General features: G+C 45.3%; 14 protein-coding genes. 7 read left to right on the top strand and 7 right to left on the bottom strand.

Annotated elements, in window-relative coordinates; genetic code table 11:
• Positions 1-77: 77 nt before the first annotated feature.
• The 3 genes from RIF36_RS05650 to RIF36_RS05640 form a co-directional block, all read right to left on the bottom strand.
• Positions 78-2,396: a hypothetical protein gene (locus tag RIF36_RS05650; RefSeq protein WP_350126121.1), complete on the bottom strand. Its 2,319-nt coding sequence runs from the start codon at positions 2,394-2,396 to the stop codon at positions 78-80.
• 30 nt (positions 2,397-2,426) lie between these two features.
• Positions 2,427-3,167, bottom strand: coding sequence for an outer membrane beta-barrel protein (locus tag RIF36_RS05645; protein WP_350126119.1), 741 nt, complete (start codon positions 3,165-3,167; stop codon positions 2,427-2,429).
• Positions 3,168-3,376: 209 nt separating this feature from the next.
• Positions 3,377-4,126, bottom strand: coding sequence for a LytR/AlgR family response regulator transcription factor (locus tag RIF36_RS05640; protein ID WP_350126116.1), 750 nt, complete (start codon positions 4,124-4,126; stop codon positions 3,377-3,379).
• A 358-nt stretch (positions 4,127-4,484) separates the two neighbouring features.
• On the opposite strand from RIF36_RS05640, the gene rlmN reads away from it, so the two are divergent.
• A complete protein-coding gene (rlmN, locus tag RIF36_RS05635) occupies positions 4,485-5,528 on the top strand; it encodes a dual-specificity RNA methyltransferase RlmN (protein WP_350126657.1) in 1,044 nt (347 codons plus the stop codon).
• 37 nt (positions 5,529-5,565) lie between these two features.
• Here the strand turns inward: rlmN and RIF36_RS05630 are convergent, their stop codons facing one another.
• Genes RIF36_RS05630 through RIF36_RS05615 form a run of 4 tightly spaced genes read right to left on the bottom strand, consistent with a single transcriptional unit; the run spans position 5,566 to position 9,507 of the window.
• Positions 5,566-6,471, bottom strand: coding sequence for a rhomboid family intramembrane serine protease (locus RIF36_RS05630; protein ID WP_350119135.1), 906 nt, complete (start codon positions 6,469-6,471; stop codon positions 5,566-5,568).
• A gap of 6 nt (positions 6,472-6,477) precedes the next feature.
• Positions 6,478-7,266, bottom strand: coding sequence for a rhomboid family intramembrane serine protease (locus tag RIF36_RS05625; RefSeq protein ID WP_350078297.1), 789 nt, complete (start codon positions 7,264-7,266; stop codon positions 6,478-6,480).
• Between the two features lie 6 nt (positions 7,267-7,272).
• Entirely contained in the window at positions 7,273-9,144 is a 1,872-nt protein-coding gene (gene mutL, locus RIF36_RS05620; protein ID WP_350126113.1) for a DNA mismatch repair endonuclease MutL, read from the bottom strand.
• 3 nt (positions 9,145-9,147) lie between these two features.
• Positions 9,148-9,507, bottom strand: a complete 360-nt coding sequence (locus RIF36_RS05615; protein WP_151998092.1) for a hypothetical protein — start codon at positions 9,505-9,507, stop codon at positions 9,148-9,150.
• A 131-nt stretch (positions 9,508-9,638) separates the two neighbouring features.
• On the opposite strand from RIF36_RS05615, the gene RIF36_RS05610 reads away from it, so the two are divergent.
• The 6 genes from RIF36_RS05610 to RIF36_RS05585 all read left to right on the top strand — a co-directional run bounded on the left by RIF36_RS05610 (position 9,639) and on the right by RIF36_RS05585 (position 18,124).
• Positions 9,639-12,395, top strand: a complete 2,757-nt coding sequence (locus RIF36_RS05610; protein ID WP_350126110.1) for a serine hydrolase — start codon at positions 9,639-9,641, stop codon at positions 12,393-12,395.
• Positions 12,396-12,407: 12 nt separating this feature from the next.
• Positions 12,408-13,547, top strand: a complete 1,140-nt coding sequence (bshA, locus tag RIF36_RS05605; RefSeq protein WP_350149321.1) for an N-acetyl-alpha-D-glucosaminyl L-malate synthase BshA — start codon at positions 12,408-12,410, stop codon at positions 13,545-13,547.
• 89 nt (positions 13,548-13,636) lie between these two features.
• A complete protein-coding gene (locus RIF36_RS05600) occupies positions 13,637-14,263 on the top strand; it encodes a sterol desaturase family protein (RefSeq protein WP_350091823.1) in 627 nt (208 codons plus the stop codon).
• 394 nt (positions 14,264-14,657) lie between these two features.
• Positions 14,658-15,755: a vWA domain-containing protein gene (locus RIF36_RS05595; RefSeq protein WP_350126104.1), complete on the top strand. Its 1,098-nt coding sequence runs from the start codon at positions 14,658-14,660 to the stop codon at positions 15,753-15,755.
• Between the two features lie 149 nt (positions 15,756-15,904).
• Positions 15,905-17,437, top strand: a complete 1,533-nt coding sequence (locus tag RIF36_RS05590; protein WP_350126101.1) for a sigma 54-interacting transcriptional regulator — start codon at positions 15,905-15,907, stop codon at positions 17,435-17,437.
• Positions 17,438-17,467: 30 nt separating this feature from the next.
• A complete protein-coding gene (locus RIF36_RS05585) occupies positions 17,468-18,124 on the top strand; it encodes an AlbA family DNA-binding domain-containing protein (RefSeq protein WP_350078283.1) in 657 nt (218 codons plus the stop codon).
• The last annotated feature ends 72 nt before the right edge of the window (positions 18,125-18,196 follow it).

The raw sequence follows: 18,196 nt of genomic DNA, 5'->3' as shown, positions 1-18,196 counted from the left end.
ATCTACTCATCCCAGAAAAGACAAAAAGAAAACCCCGACAATTGCCGGGGTTTAAGTGTTTATAGATCATCGTCCAGTCATTGATTCACGTTTTGCAAGCGCATACCTGAACCATATTTAACTGTCAACTCAAATACTTCGCCAGAAATGGCATAAACGCTGGTAGGTCCGGAGTAGGCTCCAAAAGCGCTGTTGTTCAACTCTTCCAAATAGCCGGAGCCTTTGTCAGTTACTGTCCAGTTAGTGCTCCACTGAACCTCTCTGGTTCCCTGAGTTGTGAAATCAAACAATTGCACGGCGGCGCCTGTTCCAGGAGAGGTTGCCAGAGTAGGCATGATTGTTACGCCGAATACTCCAGTGTAACCCATACCACCATCTTCGTTGAATAGGCCGCCAATGGTTCCATCTGAATTGATATCAACATCAGCCGAAGCCATCATAGCCATTGGCTCAACAATCTCAAGAACCGGAGCAGCATAGGAGAATCCTGTTCTCAGATTTGTTACCGTCCTGGTTAATGCAAGACCACCGGTTCCATTAATTCCAAGCAGGTCGTCAAGATTGCCTGATAGTCCAGTTCCGGCCTCAGTGTAGGAAATCACATCTGTGTCAGTTGCGCTAGCGTCTGGGAAGCTTGCAACGGTTGTGTTATACCAGTTTACATCGGGTAGAATAGTGTAGGGTACAGTAATACCAGTATTGTCGATAGCTATAGTGTATTCAAACCCGGTTGCTACCACGTCTACAACTGGCAAAGCAGCTCCTGTGCCACCTCCAGCAAAAGTTATTCCAGTGATCCCGGCTGAATATCCAACGCCTGTAGTAGTCGTTTGAATAGCATCTACTCTACAGTCGCAAGTAACTGTAATTGTTGCAGCTGTGGTCGGAGCAACGGCAGGAGCTACCTCTACTACAGTAACTTGATAGCCAGTTACACCGAAAGCGTTAAGGTTATCACTGCCATTGGTAAGGATATTTCCTCCGGTTTCGTCTATGGTTGGCAGAACGCCGTTTCCAGTACCATCATCCACTGCGGTTTCAGTTACCGTAACAGTCTGAAGAACTGTAGCACCGGAAAGTACATCAATAGTAATGTCATAGTCTTCACCAATTGTATAGCCAACACCACCAGCAACCGTTAGATCAAGGTCGCCAATAATAGACGTCTGAAGCGCAATTGGCGTGGTAGGGGTGGTAGCAGTTGCTACAGCAGCTGTGGGAGAAATCTGAACAGTACCACCGTCACTGATAATGTCGAATTCAACGTTTCCAGAGTTAGGAGTAGTACCTGCATTGCCATCAATAGTGAATCCGATATTTAAATCCCTAGGAACCACCGTAAACGTCAAATTTGCGCCATTTCCAGCGCCCGTAGGTGCAGGGAATACAGCTTTGGCACCAGCAATAGAAATTGATGGGGAGAACGTGCCGCCGTTTACGGGCCCGTATCTCGCAGGCACGGTAGCAAGTTCTGGAGTAACAGGTAAATCGTCTCTCGTATCAATAACGATAGTTTGGTCAGCTGTTACGTCAGGTACCATTAGTGTGTATGATATTCCGTTTTCATTTGCTGGCAATAACATGCTGAACCTACCTGTTGTATTGTCCACAATAGCTGAGCCAATTCCCTCACCGCTAAACCTTACGTCGTAAATATCAACAGATGAGTGGAAAAAATTTTGGGCACTTTCGTAGTCGAAATCTGTACCATCGAGATAGGCAACTATAGTCACATCCTGTGGAACTTCAGATGCCGAGTTGGTAAGATCAGTTTCGATAGTTGCTGTGCCATTCACAGTGGCAAATGTTCCGCTTGCGCCATCTGCTGAAAGCAGAACGATGCGAGTAGTCTCATGTCTTCCCAATGGATAAATGTAGCTTCCAATTTGGAAGTATTCTTCACCGCTGGAAATAGTTCCTAAATCCAGTATGTAAGAAACGCCAACGAAGCCTGCCAAAGTTACCTGAACAGGGCTTGCTCCTATGACAATATCATTGATAATGACCTGGCCGGTGGCATCAGTTACTGCATCCACACGGGCTGCAGGGTTACTGCCTCCAACTGAAACGGTAACGCCTTCCAGTGGCGCACCACCCTGATTTTCAATTGTTAGTGTGTAGGACGCCAAAAGACCTGCCTGACGCAAAGCTTCAGTATTTTCATCTTTCAGCATACCAGCAAGTTGATTTGAGAATACCGCCATCAAAGAGTCATTCTCACGCATGAGCTCATATTGTAGAATAAGTTTCTCAAGGTCAAAGCTTTGCTGCGACGCAGCCAATTCAGCCTGCTTGTTGAAGAAGTCTTCCTCTGTAAATTCATCTTCGCAGGACGTAAAGGTGAACACACCCAGCGCCATTATTACGAGTAAAAAATTGAGTTTAATTGTTTTCATGATTTTATGAAGGTTTGTTTTTTTAAATCTTTAAAAGAAATAGCCAAAATTCAGGCTGATAGTTGATGGGATTAGCTCACCGCCTAAACCGGGGCGCCCCAAGTCGATGTTAATATTGTCGAGCCCATAGCGATAACGAATTTCCTGATAAAACGTGCTCCCATTTCCCAGGTCATACTCCAGCGCAAATCCGCCATGTACAGCAAATTGGTGGCTCTGGATGCTACTGCTAACATTCTCAACAGTGTTTGAAACAGGAGGTGCCAATGAACCGTCAGCCATAGTAAAGTTCAAATCCCTCGTTTCAAAGGAAGCGATTGAATAGCCATAACTTGCTCCAATCAGAAATTTTGGAGATATGGAACTTCCATTGGTTGGAATGCTAATGGCTGCCATTACTGGCAATTCAACATTTTTAATCGACCTGGATCGATTCTCATAAGTGACACTCAGGATATTTCCCTCGTATGCTGACCAGTCGATAACTCTGTCGGACAGACCACCGCCGATACCCATATAAAGCAGTTCACCTCGAATACCGATCAGGTCAGAAACTTGGTAGCTAACAACGGCACCACCGTTTACATCAATGACCATACCTGTCTGACTGAACTGATTTAGGTTCGCACCTACCTTAGCCCCATACCGTAAGGGGCTAAAGGCACTAAGTCCATCATCCTGTGCGGACGCATCATGGACCCACAACCCACATAATAGGAATATTAAGTGGGTGCTTCGCAAACGCCTTAAGCGTGAAACAAAACTTCTCATATATTATATAGTTAAGAATGGTTTAATTACGCAGTTCGTATAAGTGACTAAAGTCTAAAAGTAACCACAACAGATTTCGCTCGAAATACCCATTTCTAGGTATTTTATCATTATCTAATCCAAAAGTTCAAAAAACACGGGACATGAAATAGGGAAATTTTTATTTGTTAGTCAAGTTTTAGCAAAAGTACTTTATCAATTAGTATTCGCTATTTTGTGTATGCCGCTAATTTTCCCATCAAATGCTCCTTTTTTCTTGTAGCCACAGGAAGGGTCGTTCCATCCTTCAGCACAATTGAACCCCCATCGGCTTTATCGAGGCGAAGAAAAAACTTAAGATTAACCAGGTGAGACTGATGTGCACGAAAGAATTGATTTGAAGAGAAGAGGCTGTCAAAATCTTTCAGCGTCTTTGAGATAAGTAAGAACTTGCCATTGGCTAAATAGAACTTAGTGTAGTTTCCCTCAGCCTCACACCTCACAATTTCATCCGTTTCAATTAAGTGAATGCTATCATGATCCTTCAGCAGCACCCTTTTGGGCAGACGCTCATCTCTTGAGTTTTCAAGCAATAATTTGAGAGAAAGTTTGTCGGAATGGGCTTTTACGGATTCTCTGGCCTTGGATACTGCATAATTGAGTTCGCCTGGATCAACTGGTTTCAGCAGGTAGTCTACCGCACTGAACTTAAAAGCCCGGATGGCGTATTCGTTGTGCGCCGTGACAAAAATGATTTTGAAGTCGATCGTCTCAAACTTTGAGAGTAAGTCAAATCCCGTGCCTTCATTGATTTCGACATCCAAAAAAACAAGATCAGGCTTTTTAGTGCTGATCACCTGAAATCCAGTACTAACTGAATCTGCCTCACCTGTGATTCGGATATCGGGGTGTGAAACCTTTAAAAGTGCTTTTAGTGCCTCTCGCAGTGGGGCTTCGTCATCAACAATGATTGCTTCCAACTAGTCTCTAACAGTTAGTATGTGATAAGCTTATTGAAAAGTAATAATAGTGAAACTTTTGTGCCCGGGCCAACTCGTTTGAGTCTGAAAGGTCTCCTGGTTAATTTTCGTCTTCCATTTAAGAATTTTAATGGTCACAACCATTCAACTTGCTGCCAATTCCGGTAGTACTTATTGGGAGCAAGTAAACAGGCTGAAGGAACTTCGTAAGCCCAGAGAAGGTTAGCTGTGTGATTTGTTGTTTGTCGTCAAATCAATTCCGTTTCGATCTCATTGGCTTGTTAAAACCCAAATTCCTTTGCCTCTGGCACCACTTAACAACTAATAGTCGCTAACTTTACAGCTTTAATACCCACATATAGTGCAAGATATCAGGAAAATTTCATCGTCAGAGCTCGTTGATGTTTTTAAAACATGGGGAGAACCTGCTTTCAGAGCCAAGCAGGTGAGTGAATGGCTGTGGAAAAAGTCTGCCACTTCTTTTGATGAAATGACCAACCTGTCGTTGAAGACAAGGGATATGCTGAAGGAGCATTTCAGTATTTTGGCTGTAAGCACGGCTACCAAGCAAATGTCATCAGATGGAACAATCAAATCTGGCTTCCGCTTGCACGATGGTCACATGATTGAGGGCGTGTTGATACCAGCCGATGATCGCATGACCGCTTGCGTGTCTTCACAGGTGGGCTGCTCCTTGACCTGTAAGTTTTGCGCCACTGGCTACATGGAGCGCAAAAGGAATCTGGATCCCGCAGAAATTTATGATCAGGTGGTTATGATTGACAAGCAGGCAAGGGAGGCCAACAATGTACCCCTTACTAATATAGTGTATATGGGTATGGGTGAGCCTCTCCTGAATTATGCCAACGTGCTCAAGTCAGTGGAGTATATAACGTCTCCGGATGGGCTGGGTATGTCGCCCAAGAGGATCACTGTTTCTACGGCAGGTATTGCCAAAATGATCAAAAAGTTGGGCGACGATGAGGTAAAGTTTAACCTGGCGTTGTCGCTTCATGCAGCTAACGATGAAAAGCGAAATCAGATCATGCCAATCAATGAGTCTAATACTTTGGAAGCATTGAAAGAGGCGTTGCAGTACTTCTATCAAAAAACGAAGAACAAAATCACCTTCGAATACATCATGTTCTATAGCTTCAATGATACTTTGAAAGATGCTGAAGAGCTTTTCCAGTTTACAAAGGCTGTGCCTAGTAAGGTGAACATTATAGAATACAATCCTATTGCTGAAGCCACTTATAAGAATGCAGACCCGGAGGCACTTGATAAGTTCTCGGCCTATCTCGAAGATCGGGGTGTTGTGGTGAACGTGAGGCGAAGCAGAGGGAAAGACATCGACGCTGCCTGCGGGCAGCTGGCCATCAAGGACAAACCCGTTGCCTGATCTGATCGAACCAGGTAACTGACATCAGCTATACTTTCTATTTCTTACTTGCGTTGAAAAGCTTCTGCTTTTCTTCTTTGCTGAGGCTCTCGTATCCAGAGTGCGAAATCTTGTCGAGGATGGCGTCAATTTCATCCTGATCGGATTTAGTATTGGATGATGAAGCTTTCTTCGCTCCGGTAAATTTTGTGCTCTTATGAGTTACCCTGATTTTTGGTGAGGGTTTAAATAAGCCTTTGAACCACTCCATCACACTGACCACTGGCGTACCTATATCATTGCCTCGTTGGAGCTGACGAATGAAGATAAAGCCCATTAGTGCACCTCCAAGGTGAGCAAGTTCGCCGCCCGCATTGGCACCAATCGTTTGTGAAAAGGAAAGAAGAATATAGAAGATGGCGATGTATTTGATTTTAACAGGCCCTAGAAAGAGCAGGAAAAACGTGTAGTTGGGCATGAACGTGGCGGCTCCTACCACAATGGCATAAACACCAGCAGAAGCTCCCAGCATGACCGATCCAGCCACTCTTTCGTGAAAGTAGGGGATAAGATTATAAATAAGTATGTAGAAAAGCCCTCCCACAATGCCACCAATCACATACATGGAAATGGCACGCTGATCTCCGAGATACTCCACAATGATCTTTCCAAACCAGAAAAGAAAGAGCATATTGAAGATGATGTGAAAGAAACCTTCATGGGTGAAGAAATACGTGAGCAACGTCCATGGTTTGACTATGAAACTATCAATGGATGCTGGCAACATGAACTGGCGAAGAATCACCTGATAAACATCAGTGTTGCCCGACAATACCAGTATCACTTTGAAAATGATCAGCGCTACAAAAATAATCACGTTGATCATGATGAGCTGGATCAGCCCGTTATTAGGCCTGCTCCAGGCATTTTTAAAATCGTCGAAAAGTCCGCCGTTTCCGTACATAGTCTTCTAATAGAATTTGCTGGAGTTTTTTTGCCAGTATTTAATCACTATAAATGCGATGAGCATACCACCCAGGTGGGCCAGGTGAGCGACATTGTCCCCCTGAGAACGGTTTAGCTCCGAATACAATTCATAAGCCCCGTAGAAAAATACCAAATATTTTGCTTTGATGGGTATGGGAGGGAATAACAAAAACAGTTGCGTATTGGGAAAGAGCATTCCAAAGGCCATCAAAATCCCAAAAACAGCTCCAGAAGCCCCCACCATGGGCACGTTTTCAATCCTCCCCATAAGGTCCTGCACAAATACCCTGCTTTGGCTGATATACTCCGGGTTGTTCGGGTTTTCTACATAAGCATCGATGAAGCTAATCAGGCTTTCGTAGTACTGGCTGGCATGCTGCACCACAAACAGGTTGAATGCTTCCGGGTCAGGGTCGGCCAGGTAGGCCATCGCATCATTTGACACAGCCGAAGTTTCAATATAGTCGATCGCAGCATACAAAACACCGGCACCGATGCCAGTGACCATATAAAAGAAGAGAAATTTTTTCGGCCCCCAAAAGCGCTCCAGCATGTTGCCAAATATGATCAGGGCAAACATGTTGCCGAACAGGTGCATAAAGCCACCATGCACAAACATGTAGGTAATGAACTGGTATGGCGCAAACGAGTCGGCCAGAATATACCGTAGCCCAAATGTGGCTGCGAAGTCCATTTTTAAAATACTTTCCAAAAAAAACACCACCAGATTTACTATCAGGAGGTTTTTCACCATGGGTGTCAGGTTGAACATAGGCGTCTATTCATTAAAGAAACTGGCAAGTCGATCAAGGCCCAATATGTACATGGTTGCCTGGCCTCCGGGAGTATAGTTTGGTTGGGAGCAAGCAAAAAGCTGATCGATCAATGAAACCATTTCTTCGTTGCTAAGCATCTTCCCATTTTTGAGCCCGGTGCGTTTGGCCATAGACCTCGCCAGATTCTCTTTACGATTTATACTCAATTCAGATTTATAAACTTTAAATTGTTCTATCAACCCCTCCAGCACTTCCTTCTCGTTGGAGCCCGAAAGTTCGGCAGGCATGCCGTTGATCACGAGGGTATTTTGGCCGAATATACTGAAAACAAATCCCAGTGCTTTCATTTCTTCTTCCATTTCCATCACTAATTGATAATCGGAAGGATTGAGGTTGAGTTGCTGCGGAAAAAGGAATTGCTGCGAAGCGGCCTGTCCTTTTTCGAGGTGGTAGGTGAACCTTTCGAAGAGTATCCTTTCATGGGCGTGCTCCTGATTGATGATCAGCAAGCCTGATTTCACCTGTTTGCAAATATATTTTTTATGAAGCTGAAACGGTGGATTGATTTCTGCTTCAAGGACGGAAGCTTGAATCTCCTGCGTGGGTTCCTCTGGCGTTGCGTCGCTGGCAAAAGTTTTAACAATAGGTTCCGCACCGGCAGCTCCCTCTTTCTTCACCTCTTCAAAAGAATATTGGGCTTCCAGGTTGGCGTCTTCGTAGAGTCTTTCCCAGTTCTTTGCGTTGTTTTTACTCAACGGGGAACTGAAAGCCGACGAACCGGTTGGCATAGGTCTTTTCGCCTGGCTTAACTCATCAAAATTAAGCTTGGAGCGGGTGATAGACTCGAAGTTCACGTCGTAATTGAAGTCCAGCGAAGGGGCAATGTTGTGTGCGCCAAGTGCCTGCCTGATGGCAGATTTTACCACCCCATATATCAACCGCTCATCTTCAAACTTCACTTCTGTTTTTGTCGGGTGCACATTGATATCGATTTTGGAGGGATCCATGTCGATGAAAAGCACATAAAACGGGTGGGTGTCTGCCGACAAAAGTCCTTCGAACGCACTTGTGAGGGCGTGATTCAGATAATTGTTTTTGATGTAGCGATTGTTGATAAAGAAGAACTGCTCGCCACGGGTTTTCTTGCTGAACTCCGGCTTACCAATGTAACCATGGATTTTGATCTGGTCGGTGCTTTCATCCACCGGCACTAATTGTTCCCTGTAATTCTTGTTGAAGAGCCCAATGATCCGGCCCGATAGCTTTCCTTCCTCCAGCTGATATACCGGGAGGTCATTTTGATGAAGGGAAAATGCGATGCCGGGATGAGCCAGCGCCACCCGCTGAAATTCATCAATAATATGGCGCATTTCCACCGGGTTGCTCTTGAGGAAATTACGCCTGGCAGGTACGTTGAAAAAAAGGTTTTTTACCGATACGGTGCTGCCCTGGGGTGTTACACAGGGCTCCTGTTTTTTGATCTCCGACCCCTCAATGCATATAAATGAGCCCAGCTCCGACTCTTTTCTTTTTGTTTTGAGCTCAACCTGAGCCACCGCAGCAATGGAAGCGAGGGCCTCACCCCGAAATCCTTTTGTTTGGATCCGGAAGAGATCTTCGGGCGTTCTTAGCTTGGAGGTTGCATGTCTCTCAAAACTCATGCGGGCGTCGGTTTCTGACATACCAGCTCCATTGTCGATCACCCGGATCAGCTGTTTGCCAGCCTCCTTCACGATCAATTGAATAGAAGTGGCTCCAGCATCTACGCTGTTTTCCAGCAATTCTTTGACAGCCGATGCGGGGCGTTGTACGACTTCTCCTGCCGCTATTTGGTTGGCTAGCGACTCAGGAAGGAGACGTATGATATCACTCATTTGCTATTTTTTGAAAAAGATACCTCTGAAGCGAAAGTAAAGGTAAACAGGAACACCCAGCATTAAGAAGTAAAATACTTGATTGCCATAAAAAAGGTAGCCGACAAACCCGCCGAGCAGGATCACAGCAATGACGAGTTGGAGGAGCGACGTGGAATAATTGGTGCCCGTAAACGATGAGCCCGTTTTTCTTCTGAATGCTCCGGCAATGCTGGAGGTAGTGCCACTTTCGGCATCCTCATTCATCTCATTCTTTATTTTTCTGGTGCGCTCTTCGATATCTTCCTTGACAGGATCGTAGTGTCTTGGTGTATAATCAAAGTTCTTATACCTTGGCAGGCGAATAATTGAAGGAATTCTCATAATAAAGCAGGTCTTCCGTTCTTCAAAATTTGGTACCGCTTTTGCTACTGTGTGCAGAAGGGCGAATAAATTCTTTACGTTTTAAAACAAAGTTAGGTTATATTTTAGGATTAACACAGATCAAAAGATCAATGTTCCAAAAACTTTACCCGGCCTCAATAACACTATTTTGCCTGGCGCTGATGCACCTCGGTGGCGGGGCGTATGCATGGGGTGAGCAGGAAGTTTTCGGTGAAATAGTAACACAGAGGTGGATGTTAACACTGGAGGAGGTTGATAGAAGATCACAAAACGACTCTGTTGTAAAGTTTTTGAATCAAAATCAACTGGGGGGTATTTTATATCAGTCGCACCACTCCCTTTCCGAAATTGCAGCCCATATCGCCTTGGTTGAAGGAGGGACACCGCAGCAGCTGCTGATAGGGCTCAATCTCAGTGCCGCTGATCAAAAAACCTATCGCAACCTTGGGCTCACGCCACCGTCGGTGCTGGCAGCAGTGGCGGACGACGACTTGATACGTACGGCAGCCTCACGTGACGCAGTGCTCTTACGTGCTGTAGGCATTGACTTTGTGATGGTAGACCTCTTTCGGCTTTCTTTTTGGCAAGGCTATGGGGAGGAGCCCGAAGCGGTAAAACAGTCTGCCGTTGCTTACCTGAAAGGTCTTACCGAAGGGGGGATTGATGTTGTCGGTAATTTCTCATCCAGTGCGTTTAGCGAGCCAAGGCTTCCTTTAACGGAAGAACTCAGCCTGTACAAGGATGCCGAAGTTAGGGGGGTCAATATTAGTTCTCTCCAAAACCAGCCCGTGGCTTTCGAAAACGGCTACGAAGCGACTAAATTCCTGGCTAAGGAGTTGAGCTACCATCCAATTACATTCGCCTCTTACCCTTCAGAAAAGGCCTGGAGTCAAGACTTGAAAAACCCTGTTGCTGATTTTCTTTTCGTGTCGCCAGGGCAGGCATTTCACGAGTCAGCAAGGCTTGCCGATGCCAAGATTAAACACAAAAAACAAAAAGCAGTTGCCGGGAAAATTTCGCAATGGAAGTTGCAGCGGCTCCTGCTCCGAAGCCAGCCTGAGGAGGTTATGGCAGCCGCAGGCAACGCAGCCGAAAGGTCATTTGCTTTTCAACTGAATTTGAAGTCTGCCACGCTTCTTGCCAATGCTGAGGCCTTGATTCCGTTCAAAAAACTGGAAAATCAATCCTTTGCAACATCTTCTTTTGGCGACGTTAGCAAGGATTTTCTTGAGCATATGCACAAGTATGCTTCGGTAACAGAATTTGCCTTTCCCATGGGGCTGATGAGCTCAGAAATGCCAGCCTGGCAAATCGCTCATTTCGACAATTATATCGCCGCTATCGATCTGGCGTGGTTCGATGCCCTAAGCCACGAGGAGCAATCCAGGCTGCTGGGTTTTTTGATCAAGCTGCAAAAAGAGCGGACGAAGGTTACGCTGGTGCTTTTGGGATTGAGCGAAAACCTTGAGTTGTTTGCAGGTATTCAGCGCATAAGCTACCACCCCGTGGACGGTGAACAGGCGGAGCGACTGGCACCACAGCTTCTTTTTGGTGCCTATGGTTACTCAGGCAAATGGAATGGGTCGAAAGAGCTTTTTGCCAATGCATCTTCAACAGAGTCGCTGGCCAGATTAAAGTATGGAGAGCCATGGATGAGGACTATTAAAGGGCTCAATGTGGTGGACAGCATTGCGATAAAGGCTATTACAGATAAGGCCACTCCAGGCTGCCAGATTTTAGTTGCCAAAAGTGGCGTGGTGCTTTACGAAAAGGCCTTTGGCTACCTGAGCTACGACAGCCTGATGCCTGTTACCAACGAGACACTTTATGACCTTGCTTCGTTAACCAAGGTGAGTGCTACTTTACAGGCGTTGATGATTTTGGTGGATCAGGGAAAGATCGATATTAAATCCAACCTTGGAGCCTACATCAAAAGTACGCTAGGCACAAACAAAGAGAGGCTGATTGTGGAGGATGTGCTGCTTCACCAGGCCGGGCTCAAGCCTTACATTCCTTTTTGGCAGCGATCCTACGAAAGTAAGAGAAAGAAGATACTTGACCCTATGTTCTTCAACGCCTCCGCTGGCGAAGAATTTTCCATGGAGATTCTGCCCGGCATGTACTCAACTCCGGCTATGAAGGACTCTGTTTGGCGATGGACCTTGCAGACAGATTTAATGACTTTGGGGCCAAAAGATTCAGTTTACACCTACAAATACAGTGACCTTGGGTTCATGATCATCCAAAAACTAGTGGAGGAAGTTGCCGGAATGCCACTCGACGAGTTTGTGAGCAAAGAGGTGTACAAGCCTCTTGGTATGGATCGGCTTTGTTTCCAGCCTTTGTGCAGTTATCCTTACCAGTCGATCGCACCAACTGAGCTCGACTTCTATTTCAGAAAAAACATGGTGTGGGGAACGGTGCACGATGAAAACGCAGCAATAATGGGTGGAATAGCCGGGCATGCCGGCCTGTTTGGTAATGCCAATTCGCTGGCGATTTTGCTTCAAATGCACCTGCAAAAAGGTTATTACGGAGGCAGGCAATATGTTGACAATAAGACAGTTGACTTGTTCACTCAGCGCCTGTCCAACAATGCTCCACGGGCATTGGGCTGGGACATGAAAGACCTCTCTTTTACGAGAAATAATACTTCTTTTTGGAGTTCTGAAACTACTTATGGCCATACCGGGTTTACTGGTACGGCGGTGTGGGTAGATCCGGAAATGGAACTGATTTATATCTTCCTTTCCAACAGGGTTCATCCGGACGCTCAGAATAACAAACTCGTAGAAACTAATATACGTACAAGAATCCAGGACGTAATCTATCAGTCGCTAGGTTGGCAGCTTACTTCCGGTGAATAGTTAGCAAGAGATATGAACATCGGAATAGTATGTTATCCCACCTTTGGTGGTAGCGGAGTGGTGGCCACCGAGCTTGGAAAGGCCCTGGCCAAAGAAGGGCACAGGATTCACTTTATTACTTATTCACAACCCACACGACTTGATTTCTTTAATGAGAATCTTTTCTACCACGAGGTAGACGTGCAGTCATATCCCCTGTTCCAGTATCCGCCCTATGAGTTGGCGCTGGCCAGTAAGATGGTAGAGGTTGTGCAGTTCGAGAAGTTGGATCTGTTGCATGTGCACTACGCTATTCCTCATGCGTCGGCTGCCTACATGGCAAAGCAGATACTGCGAGCCAAGGGGATCGAAATACCGGTGATCACTACACTGCATGGTACTGATATTACGCTGGTTGGCAAGGACCCATCCTATGAGCCCGTGGTTACATTTTCGATCAATCAGTCCGATGGGGTAACAGCTGTTTCAAGCTCGCTGCGGGATGAAACATATGAGCATTTTGCTATCACCAAGGAGATCGAGGTAATCCCAAATTTTATCGACCTCGAGCGATTCAAGAAGCAAAAGAAGGATCACTTCAAAAAAGCTATATGCCCCAATGGAGAGAAACTGGTTGTACACACTTCCAATTTCAGGAAAGTAAAACGGGTAGAGGATGTGATAAAAATCTTCATTGGCATCAGGAAGGAGATGCCGGCGAAGCTTCTTATGGTGGGTGATGGTCCCGAAAGAAGTAAGGCAGAAGCACTTTGCCGTGAAACTTGTTCGTTTGAAGACACCAGGTTCCTGGGTAAGCTTGACCACGTGGAGGAAGTGCTGTCAGTGGCGGATCTGTTTCTGATGCCTTCGGAAAAGGAGAGCTTCGGTTTGGCAGCGCTGGAGGCAATGGCATGCGAAGTCCCTGTGGTGTCTTCAAATACAGGCGGCCTTACAGAGCTCAATATTGATGGTGTTTCCGGGTTTACCTGTGATATAGGTGATATCGAAAGCATGACTAAAAAGTCGCTTCACATTTTGAAGGACGAAAACTTACCCAGCTTCAAGGAAGGTGCACTTAAGCGTGCTAAGGAGTTTGACATAACCAATATTCTTCCCATGTATGAATCATTTTATAACAAAATCGTGGAATCTTTCAAAATAAGTGCGGTATAGTGGAATTTAAGGAGGTGGGAATTTTGTTGTAAATCGAGCCAATTTTCGAGCGAAAAATAAATTTTTGTTGGGATAAGAAGTAAGGAAAAATGCCTGCAAGCGTTAGATCGAAGGTAAAACCGAACAACAGTGGCACCACGCAGCTTTTTAAAAACCCTGTTCTTGAAAGACTGACAAGGGCCCACTATTCAGTAACACTTGGGATACTCTGCTCAATAGCCGCTTTTTTGTTGTACTGGTCGGCCAGGGAATTGGGGTTTTCTATCACTCAAATTGCCAGCTTGTTTGCTGCTGGCTATTTCAGCTGGACACTGGCTGAGTACCTGTTGCACCGCTTTGTGTTTCATATGGCACCGACTAACAAGATCAAGAATGCCATTCAATACACTTTGCATGGTGTTCATCACGAATATCCTAAGGATAAATCAAGGGTTGTAATGCCGCCGACCGGCGCATTAATGATAGGAGGTGTACTTTTTGTGATCTTCTGGATTCCGATGCAACAATACGCATTTGCGTTTGTTCCGGGCTTTTTACTTGGGTATGTGACCTATGCCTTTATGCACTATGCCATACATGCCTATCAACCACCGAAAAACTTTCTGAAGGTATTGTGGGTCAACCACGGCATACACCACTACAAGGACGACGACCGTGGGTTCGGCGTTTCATCCCCATTTTGGGATTTTGTGTTTGGAACGTTGCCAAAAAAGTAGTCAATGAAGGCCGCACTAAGCGACCTTCATTTTGAAGTTAAACATTCACCAATAGTCAATGTGTACTATAGTGGTGGTGTTTGTTAGTCTCAGTACCTTTTTGATCTGAATGCGCTAAAAACTTGTAGAACAGGTCTTTAACGAGTGTAAAAAAGAATCTTCTTCTACCTTTCATAATTATAATACTCAAATGGGATAAATAAGTTAAAGCATTACTTTAAGTATTCAAAATTATTCAAGGAGAAAAATATTAATTCAATATTTAAAGTTCAATTTAATATTTAATTAATACAAATTATTATGACCATCGATTCGAGCAGCACAAGTTATTTTGTGTTAAGGACTGAATCAATAACTTTAATTGTTGGTTAATGGTTATAACGAAAAGGAACACATGATAGGCTACCGCTTTACTGACTATATACCCTCCAAGGACAAAGAGAAGACAGAATTTGAGAACTTGCTCAACATTTTCCATCAGCTCCTGGTGATTACATCGGGGGATGTTTCGGAGGCTTTGAGTTGGTTGACCAACCTCGACAAGCAATATTCCATCACAAATCCCGACTACGGCATAGGAGACTTTATAGATGACCTCAAGAACAAAGGGTTTATTACTGATAAGACACCAGACGGTGAGTTTAAGATAACAGCCAAATCGGAAAGGGCTATTCGAAAAAATTCGCTGGAAGAAATTTTCGGAAAGCTGAAGAAATCGGGCAAGGGAAATCACGCCACGCCCATGCCGGGTAACGGAGATGAACCCGGCACTGATAGGAGAGATTTTCAATTCGGCGACACACTTGAGCAGATTTCACTTACCGATTCTATAAAGAATGCACAAATCAACCACGGGTTTTCGGATTTCAGGCTGACTGAAGACGACCTGGAGATAGTTGAAACAGAATACAAGACGCAGACCAGCACTGTGTTGATGATCGACATCAGCCACTCGATGATCTTGTATGGAGAAGACAGGATTACGCCGGCAAAAAAAGTGGCAATGGCGCTCTCTGAGCTGATCATGCACAAATACAAAAAAGACACGCTGGACATACTCGTGTTTGGCAACGATGCCTGGCAGATTGACATTAAGGACTTGCCGTACCTTAGCGTGGGGCCTTACCACACAAACACCGTTGCCGGGCTCGAGTTGGCAATGGACTTGCTACGGAGAAGAAAAAATAAGAACAAGCAGATATTCATGATCACAGACGGGAAGCCCACCTGTATCAAGCAAGGCATTAAGTACTACAAGAATAGCTTTGGCCTTGACCCAAAGATTCTGAACAGAACATTGGATTTGGCGGCTGCCTGCCGCAAACTCAATATCCCTATCACCACCTTCATGATCGCTTCCGACCCATATTTAAAGCAATTTGTGAAGGAGTTTACCATGGTGAACAACGGTAACGCTTACTACAGCAGCCTCAAGGGCCTTGGCGAACTCATATTTGAAGATTACCGCCGGAACAAAAAGAAAAGATTTTAACCAACCAGAAAATTCGCACGCACAAATGAAATAGCCGTAACGAATGCCATATCTAACGGAATGAAGAAAGTCATTTACATAAAGCAATTTTCATTCTCAAAGGGACTTGGGCTATTCCATTTGGCCGCTGAAAAACAAAATTTACACAAATGAAATATAGGGATTTCTCCTCCGCACAATTACGTAAAATACATACACTCGGCGAGCTTAAAGCTTGTGGTTACCAACCCGAATCAATCAAGGACGAGCTCAGGCGCAACTTGATCGGCAGGCTCAAAGCCAAAAAGAGCGTTTTTGAAGGGATATGGGGTTATGAAGAAACGGTGATTCCTGATGTGGAAAGAGCCATTTTATCGAGGCACAATATTAACTTCCTCGGGCTAAGGGGGCAGGCCAAGACACGAATGGCCCGCCAAATGATCGAGCTGCTCGACGAATACATTCCGGTGATTGAGGGAGCAGATTTGAATGACGACCCCCTGAACCCGATTTCGAGGTTTGCCAAAGACCTGGTGGCTGAGCACGGAGACAAGACGCCCGTTAGCTGGCTGCACCGGGATGAAAGATATACAGAGAAGTTAGCAACACCCGACGTGACCATTGCCGACTTGATTGGAGACGTGGATCCGATAAAAGCTGCTTCGCTGAAGCTGCCCTATTCGGACGAAAGAGTGATTCATCATGGACTTGTGCCAAGGTCGCATAGAGGGATTTTTGTGATCAATGAGCTTCCTGACTTACAAGCCAGGATACAAGTTGCGCTTTTCAATATCCTTCAGGAGGGCGATATCCAGATTCGTGGTTTTAAACTAAGACTGCCTTTGGATATTCAGTTTGTATTCACGGCCAATCCTGAAGACTATACCAACCGGGGAAGTATAGTGACGCCGCTGAAGGACCGGATTGACAGCCAGATTATTACTCACTACCCTAAATCTATTGAGATAGGACGGAAGATAACCGATCAGGAAGCAAGGGTTTTGAAAGAGCAGCTGGATATTGTCAGTGCCGGAGAGCTTGCCAAAAATTTGATCGAGCAAATTGCCTTTGAGGCCCGCTCCAGCGAATATGTGGATGCGAAGAGTGGTGTGTCGGCCAGATTGACTATTTCTGCCATGGAAAACATGTACAGTTCGGCAGAAAGAAGGGCACTGATTAACGGTGAGAAGTCCACCAATGTTAGAGTGGGCGATTTTGTTGGCGTACTTCCTTCTATTACTGGAAAAGTGGAGCTCGTATACGAAGGCGAGCAGGAGGGCCCTGGTATAGTGGCACAGAACCTGGTGGGCAAGGCGATCAGGAGCCAGTTTTTGCTTTACTTCCCAAATCCGGAAGAAATAAGAAAGAAAAGAAATGCCACCAACCCTTACAAGGCGATCACTGATTGGTTTGGCGAGGGCAATATGGTCGACTTGCTAAATGAGTCTGCTGAGAAGGAGCATCGCAAGTTGCTTGAGGGAGTGCCCGGACTAAAGGAGCTGGTGAAGGAATACCATAAGCAGGCAGACGACAAGCTGAAATACTTTTTGATGGAGTTCGCTCTTCATGGCCTGGCTGAATTCAGCCAGCTTTCCAAGCACCACCTGGCCACAGGCACGTCTTTCAAAGATTTGCTGAGCAGCATGTTCAGCATGCCTGGCCCTGGTGGAGGAGATGATGAGGATGACGATTTTAATACATAATATTGGGGCTGATATTGATTCAGTTGTATCATGCCGGTGTCACTTCAGGAAATTAAGAGACTTGTTAGGAGGGGAGAGGGTCAGCAGATAGAGTTCAAACGGAAGGTAGCCCATCCTGAAAAGATTGTCCGGGAGATTGTGGCCTTTGCCAATGCCGATGGGGGTTATTTACTTGTTGGCATTAGCGATGAGGGGGGCATTCCCGGGTTAAAATATGCGGAAGAGCATGATTACCTGCTGAAAAAGGCGATTGATGAGTTGTGCAGACCAACTCTTGACTATAAGTCGGAGATAGTGCCCATTGATGACAACTTGGGGGTGCTCTATTATTTCATCAAGCCAAGCAGAAGGCGCCCGCATTATGCTCTTGCCGACACGACACAAGCTTTTGGCAAGGCCTATATCAGAGTGGGTGACAAAAGTATTCAGGCCAGTGATGAGATGCGCCAAATTTTGAAGCGGAGTCGGCGAACAAAAAACATCAAGTTTACCTATGGTGAGAATGAAAAAAAGCTGATGGAGCATTTCAAATTCAACAAGACGATTACCCTTTCTGAGTTTGTATCCATAGCGAAAATTCCCGGCATCGTTGCTTCCAGAACATTGGTGCGGTTGTGTCTTGCCAATGTGCTAACAATTCAACCCCTCGAAAAAGGCGATTTGTTCACGCTGAAGGAGAGCTTTTGAGCCTTCACTTAATACCTAAAGAAAAGGAATGTACATGTCTATGCCACTGACAGATAAGAGTTTCTGTGGCCA

Origin of the sequence: Imperialibacter sp., from assembly GCF_040222815.1 — a bacterium.
GTDB lineage: Bacteria > Bacteroidota > Bacteroidia > Cytophagales > Cyclobacteriaceae > Imperialibacter.
The sequence above is the reverse complement of the archived record's forward strand: the minus strand, read 5'-3'. Positions and strand labels throughout refer to the sequence as shown.